The sequence below is a fragment of the Kitasatospora sp. P5_F3 genome, from assembly GCF_054049135.1.
Map to the genome: position 1 here is coordinate 191,164 of NZ_JBFUMY010000010.1, position 12,030 is coordinate 203,193.

17 protein-coding genes are annotated in these 12,030 nt (G+C 72.1%); all 17 read right to left on the reverse strand.

What is annotated here, in order from left to right; translation table 11 throughout:
* Positions 1-3: 3 nt before the first annotated feature.
* Positions 4-261, reverse strand: a complete 258-nt coding sequence (locus tag ACXJMZ_RS09010; protein ID WP_457029446.1) for a helix-turn-helix domain-containing protein — start codon at positions 259-261, stop codon at positions 4-6.
* A gap of 173 nt (positions 262-434) precedes the next feature.
* Positions 435-1,724: a DUF3631 domain-containing protein gene (locus tag ACXJMZ_RS09015; protein ID WP_457029447.1), complete on the reverse strand. Its 1,290-nt coding sequence runs from the start codon at positions 1,722-1,724 to the stop codon at positions 435-437.
* Positions 1,721-2,650: a bifunctional DNA primase/polymerase gene (locus tag ACXJMZ_RS09020; protein ID WP_457029448.1), complete on the reverse strand. Its 930-nt coding sequence runs from the start codon at positions 2,648-2,650 to the stop codon at positions 1,721-1,723. The genes ACXJMZ_RS09015 and ACXJMZ_RS09020 overlap by 4 nt, the downstream gene beginning before the upstream one ends.
* A gap of 412 nt (positions 2,651-3,062) precedes the next feature.
* The gene (locus tag ACXJMZ_RS09025) at positions 3,063-3,647 is read right to left on the reverse strand and encodes a hypothetical protein (RefSeq protein ID WP_457029449.1); all 585 of its coding nucleotides are present in this window, start codon (positions 3,645-3,647) and stop codon (positions 3,063-3,065) included.
* 107 nt (positions 3,648-3,754) lie between these two features.
* Positions 3,755-4,237 (reverse strand): single-stranded DNA-binding protein, encoded by a 483-nt coding sequence (locus tag ACXJMZ_RS09030; protein ID WP_457029450.1) that lies wholly within the window; start codon positions 4,235-4,237, stop codon positions 3,755-3,757.
* Positions 4,238-4,629: 392 nt separating this feature from the next.
* Positions 4,630-6,774 carry a hypothetical protein gene (locus ACXJMZ_RS09035; RefSeq protein WP_457029451.1) on the reverse strand — a complete coding sequence of 715 codons (2,145 nt, stop codon included), beginning with the start codon at positions 6,772-6,774 and terminating at the stop codon, positions 4,630-4,632.
* A 47-nt stretch (positions 6,775-6,821) separates the two neighbouring features.
* Positions 6,822-7,346, reverse strand: coding sequence for a hypothetical protein (locus ACXJMZ_RS09040; RefSeq protein ID WP_457029452.1), 525 nt, complete (start codon positions 7,344-7,346; stop codon positions 6,822-6,824).
* A gap of 64 nt (positions 7,347-7,410) precedes the next feature.
* Entirely contained in the window at positions 7,411-8,025 is a 615-nt protein-coding gene (locus tag ACXJMZ_RS09045) for a hypothetical protein (protein ID WP_457029453.1), read from the reverse strand.
* Complete coding sequence (locus ACXJMZ_RS09050; protein ID WP_457029454.1) at positions 8,018-8,149, reverse strand: hypothetical protein; 132 nt, start codon at positions 8,147-8,149, stop codon at positions 8,018-8,020. Before ACXJMZ_RS09050 ends, ACXJMZ_RS09045 begins: the two co-directional genes overlap by 8 nt.
* A 19-nt stretch (positions 8,150-8,168) precedes the next feature.
* Positions 8,169-8,489 carry a hypothetical protein gene (locus ACXJMZ_RS09055; protein WP_457029455.1) on the reverse strand — a complete coding sequence of 107 codons (321 nt, stop codon included), beginning with the start codon at positions 8,487-8,489 and terminating at the stop codon, positions 8,169-8,171.
* Positions 8,490-8,530: 41 nt separating this feature from the next.
* On the reverse strand, positions 8,531-8,779 hold the full coding sequence (locus ACXJMZ_RS09060; protein WP_457029456.1) for a hypothetical protein: 249 nt from the start codon (positions 8,777-8,779) through the stop codon (positions 8,531-8,533).
* Between the two features lie 75 nt (positions 8,780-8,854).
* Positions 8,855-9,205 carry a peptidoglycan-binding domain-containing protein gene (locus ACXJMZ_RS09065; RefSeq protein WP_457029457.1) on the reverse strand — a complete coding sequence of 117 codons (351 nt, stop codon included), beginning with the start codon at positions 9,203-9,205 and terminating at the stop codon, positions 8,855-8,857.
* Between the two features lie 168 nt (positions 9,206-9,373).
* Entirely contained in the window at positions 9,374-9,610 is a 237-nt protein-coding gene (locus tag ACXJMZ_RS09070) for a hypothetical protein (RefSeq protein WP_457029458.1), read from the reverse strand.
* A 115-nt stretch (positions 9,611-9,725) separates the two neighbouring features.
* Positions 9,726-10,175, reverse strand: coding sequence for a hypothetical protein (locus ACXJMZ_RS09075; protein ID WP_457029459.1), 450 nt, complete (start codon positions 10,173-10,175; stop codon positions 9,726-9,728).
* 17 nt (positions 10,176-10,192) lie between these two features.
* Complete coding sequence (locus ACXJMZ_RS09080; RefSeq protein ID WP_457029460.1) at positions 10,193-11,248, reverse strand: hypothetical protein; 1,056 nt, start codon at positions 11,246-11,248, stop codon at positions 10,193-10,195.
* Complete coding sequence (locus ACXJMZ_RS09085) at positions 11,245-11,403, reverse strand: hypothetical protein (protein ID WP_457029461.1); 159 nt, start codon at positions 11,401-11,403, stop codon at positions 11,245-11,247. Before ACXJMZ_RS09085 ends, ACXJMZ_RS09080 begins: the two co-directional genes overlap by 4 nt.
* Complete coding sequence (locus tag ACXJMZ_RS09090; protein WP_457029462.1) at positions 11,403-11,690, reverse strand: hypothetical protein; 288 nt, start codon at positions 11,688-11,690, stop codon at positions 11,403-11,405. Before ACXJMZ_RS09090 ends, ACXJMZ_RS09085 begins: the two co-directional genes overlap by 1 nt.
* Positions 11,691-12,030: the final 340 nt, after the last annotated feature.

Consider the following 12,030-nt stretch of genomic DNA (forward strand, 5'->3'; position numbering starts at 1 on the left):
GGGTCAGGCCACCTCTCGGTTCTGGTCGGCCACCCATTGAGCGACCTCGCTGGGGTCGTAGCGCAGGTGCCGGCCGACGCGGAAGCCGGGCGGACCGGTGCGCTTGCGACGCCACTGGTAGATGGTTTCCAGGGGGACGCCGAAGATCCGGGCGATGTCCTCAGGTTCGAGGTACGCATTGGGGAGAGGGCGGACTTGGACGTTCCTGTCACCGCGGTCGGCTGGACGCGCGTCAAGGAAGGATGTTCGACGGGTTGCCATTCTTGGGCATCTCCTCGATACGAAGGGGGCGGTGACCCGCTCCCTTCTCCCAGATCCGCTACCGCCGCTACCTCCGCTACCGCGCAGGTCAGGGGCATGATCGTGGTAGCGGATTGGGTAGCGGTAGCGGATAGGTGCCGCCACCGCCGGTGGGCGGTGGCGGCCGGGTCCGGCTACGGGGTGCCGGTGCTCGCAGTGGCGAGTTCGGGGGTGGGTAGCGGATGGCTATCCGCTACCTGCGGCTTATCCGCTACCGGAAACAGGGCTCTGACCTGCGAGGTAGCGGAGGTAGCGGAGGTAGCGGATTCCTGGGAGCGAGGCGGGCAGTAGCGCAGCCAGGCGTCGGCGAGGTCGGTGGCGTAGTAGCCCTTGGCGACGCTCTTGCCGGTCTTGATGTTGCGGGGCTTGATGGGCTGGTTGTCGGCGGTGACGTAGTCGCCGAGCATCTTGGACAGGGCCCGGGTGGTGAGGGGCTTGCCGTCGAGGTCGGCCCAGGGGGCGTCGTCCATCGCGGTGAGCTGGCTGACGAGTTCGGCGCTGAGCATGCGCTCGGCGCCGTCGAAGACTTCGCGCAGGTCTGTGAGCAGGCGGATGCCGACGGAGCCCTTGTCGTTGGCCTTGGCGGCGTGGACCAGGTGAAGGCAGGCGGCTCGGCCCCGCGCTGGCCAGTCGCCTCCGGCGGCGTCGGCGACGGCGAGCAGGGGCTCCCAGACGTCGGCGGGCCGGTCGTCGATGCCCTCCGGCAGCTCGGGGAAGGCGTCGGTGATCTGCTCGCGGATGCTGTCGGCCCAGGCGGCGAGCCGGTCGCGCAGCACGTTCCCCTGGGGGATGTGGATCCGCTCGCGGAACGGCTCGACCTTCTCGTTGGGTGCGCGGCGGCGCATCCGGATGACGATGGAACGGCTCATGATCGTGTCAGGCAGGTCCCCGAGGCCGCCCATCGCGAGGGCGGCGTAGACGGGGAACTTGGTGACCTGCTGGTTGGAACCGTCGCCCACGCACCGGTGGATGCCGCCGGTGCGCCGGTATCCGGCGTTGATGAGGCTGCGAAGTTCCTCGTTGCCGTTGGCCTTGGGGCCGAAGATGGCGTCGACCTCGTCGAAGAGGATGGTCGGCCGGCCGTCGGGGTCGGCCACGGTGCGGAACAGGGCGGCGTGGCTGGCGTCGGTGGTGACCATCGGCCGGGGGACCAGCGTCTCGATGACCTCCAGCGCGCGGGTCTTGCCGCTGCCGGGTTCCGGGGACAGGAACGGCAGGCGCGGCGTGGCTCCGAAGCAGTCCAGCAGGTGCGTGTGCGCGTCCCAGAGGACCACGGCGACGTAGGCGTGTTCGCTGGGGAACACGTTGAAGCGCCGGTGGTGGGCTTCCACCGCGTCCAGCAGCAGCGCGCCGCTCTCGGCTGCCGGTCCGCCGTTGCTCTGGGGCTTGCTCTTAGGGGCGGTGTGGGTGGGCTGGTTGGTCATGCTGCGGCGCCGGGGTTGTTGCGGATGGACCAGTTCAGGGCGCTGGTGACCACGCCGTCGACGTAGCGGGACTGGAGGCCGGCTGCCGCGCCGGCGCCCCTAAGAGCGTCTTCGACGTCAACGCGGTCGAGCTGGCCGCTGGCGACGAACCGTCCCAGGGCGCGGGCGGCTCGCAGCAGGGTGGCGTTGCGCTGGCCCTCGGGGGCGCTGGCAACGGCGCTGGTCTCGTTGACCAGGGCGGCGACCACGTACGCACCGGCCCGGTCGCCCGTCGTCGGCGCCGGGATCCAGGCGCGCCGGGGGGCGGGCTCCGGCTCGACCAGCAGGTCGGCGAGCCAGCGCGGAAGCGGGACCGGGTCCGTGCCGCATTCCACGGTGTAGGGGCGGCCGTTGACGGTGCTGTCGGGGGCGACGACGTAGCCACCGCCCGCGCGGGTGTCGATCTTCCACCCGAGGCGGCCGGCCGTGTTCCGCAGCAGCATTCCGTCTAGGGCGGTGAAGTAGAGCTGCCAACCCCCGCTCCACGTCCGGACGGTGAACGTCTCCGGCATCTGCTGCTGGTGACGGCGTGCCAGGTGGTCGAGCATGGCCCGGCCGTCGGTGATGCCCAGCTCGGCGACCTCCAGCGGCGCGGTGTCATCGGGGCTCTTGGGGACATCCAGGTCGATGACAACCAGGCGGGAGGGGCCGGTGGCCAGGCCGATGTTGTACGGGGCCTGCTCCCACGCCTGTCGGATGTTCTCCGGCGCCGTGGTGGCGCGCTGCTCCCAGCCTTGGTGGCCGTCGGCGCAGATGCCGGTGCGGGGGCAGCGGGCTTCGCCGTGGAGGGCGGGGCGCTTGGTGCCGGGGGCGAGGGGGAAGACGTGGAAGCCGCAGGCGGCGAGCGCGAGCGCGCTCTCCAGCAGCGGGTTCGAGCGTGTGGTCATCAGGGCCCTTTCGGGAAGCACCGCGCCCGCCCAGTGGCTAAGGGGCGGGCGCGGTGGTGGTGGGTCAGAGGGTGAACAAGGCGTCCGGCGCGGTGGCCTGGACGGTGGCGTGGTGCTGCTTGCGGGCGGCGGCGAGGGCGCCGTGGTGGCAGGCGGGGCACCAAGCGGCGAGCGCGCCGGCCGGGAGCGCGGTGGGCGGGCAAGAGCAGGTCCGCCGGGTGGATGGGGGCGGCGATGAGGCGGATGGTGCCGCCACCGTGCCGGTGCCCGTGGCCGCCGTCCTCGCGCTGGCAGCGGATGCCTCCGTCGTCGGCCTTGTGCTTCTTGCCGCACTGCCCGGTGCACCAGCAGCGGTACCCATGCGCCTCCATGACGCCCTGCCAGAGACCGGCGGCGGTCATGGGCGGGGCGGTCACCGCAGTGCCCCGAGCAGGTGGGCGTGCTGGTTGGCGTGCTGGGCCAGGGCCTGGACGGTGCGCTTGGCTTCCTGGGTGGTGCTGCGGCCGTGGTAGCCGCCGGCGGGCGCGGTCAGCAGGTGGAGCGGCACCGGGATGAGGAAGACGGCGGTGGTCAGCAGGGCCGGGTGGGTGACGGTCTCCGGCTGGACGCGCGCCTGCCAGGGGCTGGGGTTCCAGGCGTCGCGGTAGGTGTCCCAGTCGTCCATGCGGGTGGCGGGCCGCACGGCCAGGGCCCGGTGGGTGATGGGGAGTTCGGCGCGCAGGTGGAGGTTGCCTTCCTCGTCCCGGTCGGTGGTCAGGGTGGCGAGGTCGGGGCGGATGAGGACGTAGCCGGGGCTCATGACGGGGCTGGTGGCGATGTGCCAGGCGGTCATGGCGAACTCGACCGGGGTGAGCGGGTCGCGGGGGCCGCCGAACTGCTCGGCGCGGTCGGCGAGGTAGGCGCCGTAACGGGAGTGGCCGTCGGAGGCGCGCTCCCGGTCGTACACGTCGTCCGTGTAGGCGATGGTGTGCTCGTCGAAGCTGGTGTTCTGGGGCATGCTGGACCTCTGGTCTCGTCTCGTACGGGATTGATGGGCCCCGCAGTGGCCGGCTCTCTGCCAAGATCAGGCGGCTGCTGCGGGGCTTCGTGCTGTCCGGCCCGGGGTTAGAACGGGGGCTCCGCGGTGTCGCCGGGCCACTGGCCACCGGCGCCGACCGAGGCCGGCGTGCTGGCCGACCACTGATCGGCGGTCGGGCCTTGAGTCGAACTGGTCTGGGTGCGCTGGGCTTTGGTGACCGTGGCGGTCGCGAACCGCAGGCTGGGGCCGATGTCGTCCAGGTCCAGGCCGAGCATGGAGCGGTTCTCGCCCTCAGGGGTCTGCCAGTTGTGCTGCACCAGGCGGCCGGTGGCGACGACGCGCATGCCCTTGGTGAGGGACTCGGCGGCGTTGGTGGCGATCTCGCGCCAGGCGGTGACCCGCAGGAACAGCGCGGTGCCGTCCTTCCACTGGTTGGTGGTCTTGTCGTAGGAGCGCGGGGTGGAGGCGACGGTGAAGCGGGCCATCGCCACCCCGGCCGGGGTGAACCGCAGTTCGGGGTCGTCGGTCAGGTTGCCGACGACGGTGATGGGGGTGTCTCCAACGGACACGGGAGCCTCCAAGAAGGTGGGGCGTGCGGTGGTCCGGGAGCGGGTCTGCCCGTCCCCCGCACCACCCACCAACCGCCTTCTAAGCGGTTGCTGGGTAGCGCGGCCGGTCGAACAGCTCGGATACAGCGGCGCTCGGTGGTAACTGAGCGTCAGGAATGCTCGATGGTCGGCCCGCTGCCGGACTGGCAACGGGCCAGGGCCGCCGTGGGGCCGTCCGGGGCTCGATCGTGGGGGGTGTTCAGATCTGATCGGCTGGATTGGATTCCGCAGGTCACGATCGGTTCTCTGATCGGCGGCTGATCGGTTTCTGATCGGCTGCGGTACGGTCCGCTGCCGATCGGAAACCGATCGCCCGCCGATGGATCGCCGATCAGCCGCCGATCGCGTGTCAATCACGCGTAGTGACGGAGTGCACTGTGGAGGTCGTCGCGGCGAATGCCCCGGGGGCTGCCGTCGAGCTCGTCCAGGCGGACCGTGGACAGGTCGATGTCGGCTCGGCGAAGCTCGGCACTGAGGGCCTTGCCGACTTCCCGCAACCGGTCCTGCTCGGTCCGGACGTCCCATCGCCCCCACCGTTGGGGGTCGGCCCGCACCAGGTACGCGTGGAGCTGGTCGAGGGTGAGGCATGCGGCGTTCTCGGTGGTAAAGGCGTCGCGCAGGAGGGCCAGGACGGCCGGGGCTTCGGGCCGGGGGCCGGTGCTGCCCCTGGTCGTGGCCGGGTCGAGGGCGGGCAGGCCGGCGGCGAGCCGTTCCACCGCCCGCTGCTTGGCTCCGACGGCGTCCAGGAAGGTGGCTTTGCGCAGGATCGGGTCGGCCAGGCCGGGCGCGATGATGTAGAAGCAGCCGGCGTCGGCGAGGTCCCAGTCACCCGGGGACGGGGTGAGGCGGTGCGGCATCCAGCCCTCGGAGATCGCGGTGTCGGAGCCGACGACCAATGGCACGTCCGCCTTGCGGCACGGCAGCATGATGCGGATGCCGAACACGTCGGCGACGGCGTCGCCCACCACGTCGGCGGTGGCGTCCTGGGAGGCGAGGACGACGGTGAAGCGGGCCTTTCGGCCGATCCGCATCAGGTCGATGACCTTCGCTTTCTGCTTGGGCGTCAACTGCGGGTGCTCGTCCACGAACACGAACCCGGCGGGCGACTCGTCGGTGACCTGCCAGTTGTCGACGTCGTCGTCCATCACCTGGGCCCGTGCCTTGGCGAAGGCGATCGCGTCGTCCAGCGCGTCGTCGATGTCCTCCGGCGTGTAGGCCTTCCGGGCCGCCAGGCGCCGCAGAGGGCCGAAGCCGCGGCCGGTCGGGTCGATGTCCCAGGCGATGGCGTCCGTGCAGCTGGTGATGTAGTCCACCAGGCTCCGGATCACTGCCGACTTGCCACCACCCGGAGAGGCGATCAGCAGCACGTTCTGCCCAGCGAGGGTGACCTCGGTGGGGGTGGCGTCCATGGACGGTCCGAGGACCATGGGGTTCTTGATGCTGTTTGAGCGGGGCGGGTAGGCGGGGTGGGGAGGCATCGGGTCGAAGGCGTCCGAGGTGACGATCCGCAGTACCACCGAGGCGGCGGCGCTCTTCTGCGGCTGCGCCATCACTCCGCCTTGGCGGACGCCGAGCAGCACGTCCAGGTTGGCCAGCTTGGCCACCAGGTCGGCGGGCTTGCCCTTGGTGAGGCGGGCTTCCGCCCGCCAGCCCCACCGTTCCTTGGTGACGCCGGTGACCGACCCGACCGCCAGGCCCTCGGCAGCCAGCGCCCGCAGGATGCCGGCGGCGGCCAGTGCCGGATCGGTGACGTCGCGGACAGGGAACGGCTTGCCGGTGTCGCCGGGGAACAGCTCCTCGCTGCTGGTGGCGTCGGCGGGCGGGGCCTCGGGGCTGAATAGTTTGGCGGGCGGGGCGAGTTCGGGCAGCAGCAGGTCCTCCGGTATCGGGCGGTGGGTGAGGCGGGGCGGGTGAGTGCCGGTCCACCAGGCCAGGCCGGTGGCGGCGAGCCCGCCGAGCAGTGCGAGGGCCGGTTGGTTGACGGCCAGCATCACGGTTGCGGTGGCGGCGCCGAGCAGGGCGGCGCCGCGCCGCAGGCGGCCCAGCGAGCGGGCCCGGGCGATCTGCCGCTCGGTGGGCTGCACCGGACGGAAGTTGTCTTTGCGCAGCTCGTTCAAGGACTTCTCCAGGCGCCGCGCCGCCTCCCGTCGGAAGGTGAGGTCACCGCGCTGTGCCTGGGTGAGACCCCCGTCGGAGGCTTCCTCTTCCAGCCGCACGATCTTCTTGACCTCGGCGATGAGAGCGTCTTCGGCGTCGGTGCGTCGGTCGTTGTGGGCTTCGAGCTGGTCGGCGATGATGCGGCGGCGGATCTCGTCGCCGGACTGGTCGGCGGTGGAGGCCCAGTGGCCGAGCCAGGCGCCGAGGTGGCGGGCGCCGTCGCCGGTGCGGCGAGCCTGCGAACCGGCCCACCGGGTGGCCCGGTTGGGCACGGCGTCCTTGGCGGACTCGGCGCTGGCTGCCTCGGCAGCGACGGCGGATGGGTCAGTCTCGGTACTCAACTCGCTTCCTCCTGTGGCGCGTTGGTCTGGGTGGGGGTGTGACGCGGTTAGCCGATGAGGAGGTGGCCGAGCCAGTTGGCCAGCGGGATGGCGGACCAGGCGGCGGCGCCGCCGAGGGAGATGGTCAGGCCCCAGGTGGAGCCGGTGAGCGCTCCGGAGAGCATGAGCAGGCGCTCGCCCCACTTCTTGGCGAAGTACAGGAACAGGCCGCAGATCACGAGGATCGCCAGCGCGATCCAGGACCCGGAGAACGTCAGCTGGGTGTGCTGGCCGACATCCACCGCGCCACCTCCGCCGACCATGCCCCGGCTGACCAGGTCACCGGCCTTGTTGCCGGAGGCGGTGGTGGAGCCGGAGACCAGGGCGAGCAGGCCGCCCGCGCAGGACGACGCCAGCACCATCACGAGCAGGCCCAGCAGGTAGGGGACGAGGAACTTCTTCTTCTTGAGGGCCTTGAACTTGCGGCCGTTCTGGAAGTAGAGGAACGCGAAGGTGGAGACGAACAGCAGGAACCCGAACCCGGACCCGGCGAGAGTGACGGTGTGGGTGGTGTCGAAGGCGAGCGAGTTCACCGGGGGTCTCCGATCGGGAAGTTGAGCAGGTCAAGGGCGGTGCGGGTGGCGGGGTTCGGGGTGGTCACCGAAGGGCGCCAGTGCTGATGGCGGTGGCCAGGGCGATGGCCCAGGCAAGGGCTGGCGGGTGGGTGAGCGTGCCGAGGACGACGGTCCAGGCGGCGAGGCGGGCGATCGTGCGGCCCAGCGGGAGCCGGCGGACCCAGTGACGGACGATCAGAACACCAGTCAGCGCCATCAGCCCGAGGCACAGCCCGGGGTCGGCGATGTCGGCGGCCGGCGCGAACGAGCCGGACGCGTCGGCGACAACCGAGCGCCACAGCCAGGCCGGGCCCGCGAGGACGACCGTGGCGGCGGCGGTGTTGGGCCAGAGCTGGAGGGCGCGGCGAAGTGCGGTGGCGGCGCGGCGGACCTTGGGCCAGTCGATCAGGTGGTCCGCGTCGTCGGCCTTGAGCGGGATCGCGGCGTCCAGCCGGGCCTGTCGGCTCTCCTCGGTCAGTGCGGCGAGGTTCTCCGCGATCCCGTTCAAGGCGGCCGTGCCAACGACTGGTGGACGCGGGCGGGTCCAGAAGTCCTCCACCAGTCGCTCCGCCGCCAGGTCCCGGTTCTGGGGCGGGGTCGGGGCTGTCATGTCGGGGGCGTGGGTGGGGCGGGGAGGGATCTCGCTGGTGTCAGGCATCTGCGGCCCCCTTGCGGGCTCGGCGGAGCGGGGACAGGTAGGTGCGGGTGCCTATCGCGAGCAGCAGCCACAGGCTGGTGGCCGCGTTGGTGGCGAAGAAGGCGAGGAACAGCAGGTCGAGCACGGGTGCCTCCCTTCCGAGGTCAGTGGGTGAGCAGGAACCGCAGCAGCGCGGGGCCGGCGTGAACGGCGGCCAGGCCCAGCAGAGGCGATGCGGTGAGGCGGGCCAGGTCGGCGGCAGCGGCGCGGGTGTGGGCGGATCCCCGTCGGGCCAGGCGCCACAGCCGCACGGCGGCAAGCAGGTAGAGCGAGGCGGCGGCGGCGCGGGCGGGCCACCAGGGCAGGGCCCAGGCGAGTGAGGCGAGGTCGGCGGCCACCGCGATCGGGCGCCGTCCTTGGGTGGAGAAGCGGTGGGGCCAGGCGGGCAGGCCGCAGACGGCGGCCACCAGGTCACGGATGATCACGGGTCGGCCCTTTCGGCTGCGGCCAGCAGGTGAGTTGGGTGTCAGGCCAGGGCGTGCAGGGCGGCGCTGGCGAGGTCGAGTACGGCGCCGAGCGCGGACAGGGCGATCAGCGCCCCGGCGGCGGCGAACACCGGGAACAGCAGGTCGGCGAGCGCCTCGCCACCGATCGGCCGGCCGCATGAGGCGGAGCGGGCCCAGCCGAGCAGCAGCGGCACGGTGTAGACGGTGGCGAGGATCAGGAACAGCGCCCACAGCGGCAGCGCCGCCAGCGCGGACACAACAGCACGCATTCAAGGCCCCAAGGAGCGAAGGGACCGGGCCCCAGGCAGCGTCGCCGCCCGGGGCCGATCCGGCTGGTGTGGTGGCTAGTTGGCGGCGCGCAGGCAGGGCGAGTCGATGTGCGATCCGCCCTCCGTCGTCTTGAGGGCGGTGCGGGTCTGGGGGCCGACGACGCCGTCGATCTCGATCCCGGCGCAGGTCTGGAAGAGGGTGACGGCCTCGGCGGTCAGCGGCCCGAAGCGGCCGTCGACGGTCAGCGGGGTGAGCTGGGTGAGTTCGGCGTTGAGCTGGCGCTGGAGGTCGGCGACCGCCGAGGACGCCGCCCCCTGGGCCAGGGCGGTCGGGGCGGTGGCCTGGGCGGGGACGGCGGTGCCGAGGGCGATGGCGGCGGTCAGGGCGAAGGCTGCGGTGGCGGTGCGGGTGCGCAGGGTGCTCACGGTTGCGGGTCTCCTTCACGCGGGGGGAGGGGGCCGTGGTGGTCCCGGAACTCCCCTTCACCCCCGGCCGGTTGGGCCGGGGGATCAGGCAGCCACGGGCTTATGAACATGGGCATGACAGGGCATCGCGCACGGAAGTGGCGGCGCGGTTCCGAGCTGGGGTGGGGGTTAGCGGCCGAGGCGGTCGCGGCTGGTGCCGGGCGCGGGCCTGGGGCTGAGCAGGCGGCGGCCCCGGTTGTCGGTGGCGGCCGGCTCTGGGTGGACCTCGCGTTCGGGCAGCGTGACGTTCGCGTCGCTGCTGAACCAGGGGCCGGAGTTGGACTGGCCGCTGGTGCGGGTGGTGGTCGAACCCGACTGCGAAGCACCGGAGTTGCTGGCGATGCCGAGGTAGGAGCGGATGCCCATCACTGGCCCTTCCCGTCGGACGGGCCGCTCGGCGGCGGGGGCGGGGAGGGCTTGGGGTCGTGGCCGTAGCCACCGTTGACGTTGTAGTCGCTCATGACGGTGATCTCCTGTCCGGTCAGGCGGATGCGATGAGGGCGGCGGCGGTCTCGAAGGTGTGGTGGAACGCCTGGTCGAGGGCGTAGGCGCCATTCATGCCGTAGTCGGTGAGGCGGACGAAGTTGGCTTTGCCGGTGGCGTCGGCCAGGCGCCGCAGCGGCTCGCGGCGGTCGGCGGCGTAGTGCGTGGCGGCCGACAGGGCCAGGGCGACGGCGACCGGGCCGGGCCGCAGGCGGACGCCGAGCACGCGGGAGCCGAGCAGCAGAGCGGCGGCCTGGGTGGCGGTGTAGGTGACGACGTGGGCGGCGCAGGCGCGGCGGCCGGCCGCGCTGGACTGGCCGTCGTTGTGGTCGTGCTGGCCCTTGTTGCTGGCCTGGTGGTCGGTCTGCACCCAGTGGTCCGCCAGATCGGCGGAGGCGCGGAGCAGGGCGTAGGCGGCGGCGAAGCGGGCCGCTCGGGAGTGGGACACGGCTGTCTCCAGTTGGGTCAGGCGGCTTGGGAGTGCTCGGAGTTGAGGCGCTGGTAGACGCGGCCGACGTAGGACGGCGCGCGGGTGGCACGGCGGCCGGCCTCGCGCAGCGGTACGCGCTCGCGCCAGCACCGCTCGATCTCGGCGGCGGCGTCCTCCTCCGACAGGCGAACCGGCGCGGGCTCCTCGCTGTCGTCGTCGCCGTCCACGGTGGACAGCTCACCGGTGGCGGCGTCCACGGCGGTGGACGGCTCGGCCGATTCAGCGGCCACCGGCTCCGGTTCAGTGGACGGCGTGGTGTCCACTGGGTCCGGCAGCGTGTTCCCGGAAGCGTCCGGGGCGGACTCCGGGATGCTCTCGGCCGGAGTCGGGTTGGTCTCGGTGGGGGCGGTGGGTGTCCACTGTGCGGCGGTGGGCGCGGGGTGGACGGTGATGCTGTCCACCGGAGCCGCTTCGAGTACCGCAGGGGCGGCCGGAAGTGACGCGGGAAGCGCGCCAGCGGGCACCAGCTCGACCGCCTCGGGAGTGGCGGTCGGTGCGGTGTGCAGCGGCCACGGTGCCGCTTCGGGCTCGGGGAAGGTCGGCGGCTGGTGGTGCTGCCGGGCGCGGTGGGCGAGGTGGACCAGGGCCTTGCGGTAGGCGGGTCCGGCCTCGGCGACCAGCAGCAGCAACAGGGGCGGGATCAGGTGCACGGCCACGCCGACCAGGTCTTTCACCAGGATGGAGTGGCCGATGTTGAGCCAGACCGTGGACAGGCCGGTGGCCCAGCGGAACAGCCGGGTCCACCATCCGCCGTCCGCGCCGAAGCGGGCCAGGACGCTGTCCGCTTGGAGGGCGAGAATGAAGCAGCCGTCCGTGCCGATGACCATGATCGGGCCGGTGCCGTAGCCGGTGGAGTGGGCGTCCACGAAGGGGGCTGCGGTGAACATGCTCGCCGCGACCACCGCTCCGGTCAGCACCCACGTGGCGGCCGTGATGACCGCCGACGTGCGCCGTACCTGCTCCTCGGTGGGCACCTCCGTGCCGTCCAAGCGACCACCGGTGTCCACCGGGTGGGTTCGGTGGGCGTTCACCGTCCACCACCTGTGGACAACCCGAGCGCGTTGCGGTCCCGGTCGCGCAGCACCGCCAACTTGAGCTGATGCCGCTGGGCGTCGGCGGCGTTGCGCTCGGCCGCCAAGCGCACCCGACGCAGTGACTCGTCCACCTGAACCGTGCCAGTGGCCATCACGCCGCCTCGCCGTACGTGGCGGGCGCGGCCACCGGTCGGGTGGTGGACAGGCGGCGGAGCAGCGGGACGGCTGCGGTCCGCAGCAGGCGCTCCGCGTAGGCGGCCAGCTCGAAGTCCTCGCGGCGCAGGTCCTCCAGCACCGCGCCGGCCACCTCCAGCCGAATCGTCCGCTCCTCGGCGGACTCGCCCGGCACGCCGGCGAACAGCTCCTCGTCCACGCCGAGCGCCAGCTCGGCGAACTCATCCGGACTGTAGGCGCGTTGGCCTGCGACAATGTTCCTCATGGGTTGTGGTTCCTTCCAAGTAGGCACGGCCCTGAGCGGCTCCGGTGTTCCAGCACCGGGGCCGCAGCCGTAAGGGACGGGGTGGATCAGGCGCTCAACGAGCAGCCGCGGGACCCGACGTACCGCCGCCGAAGCGGTGCACGCCGGGAACCGTGAACGCTGGTCGAGAAGCCTCACCGGCAAACGGCACGGTGAGGCGGCCTATGGGACTCGCGGATCATCAGGCCCATCGGGACCTCCTCCAGTTGGCACGGACAAACGGATTCACACTGCAAGGGGGGCCACGCCCCCACTCTCCGGCCGTTGCTCGCGGTCACCGGGCCACCTCGCCAGTAGGAGC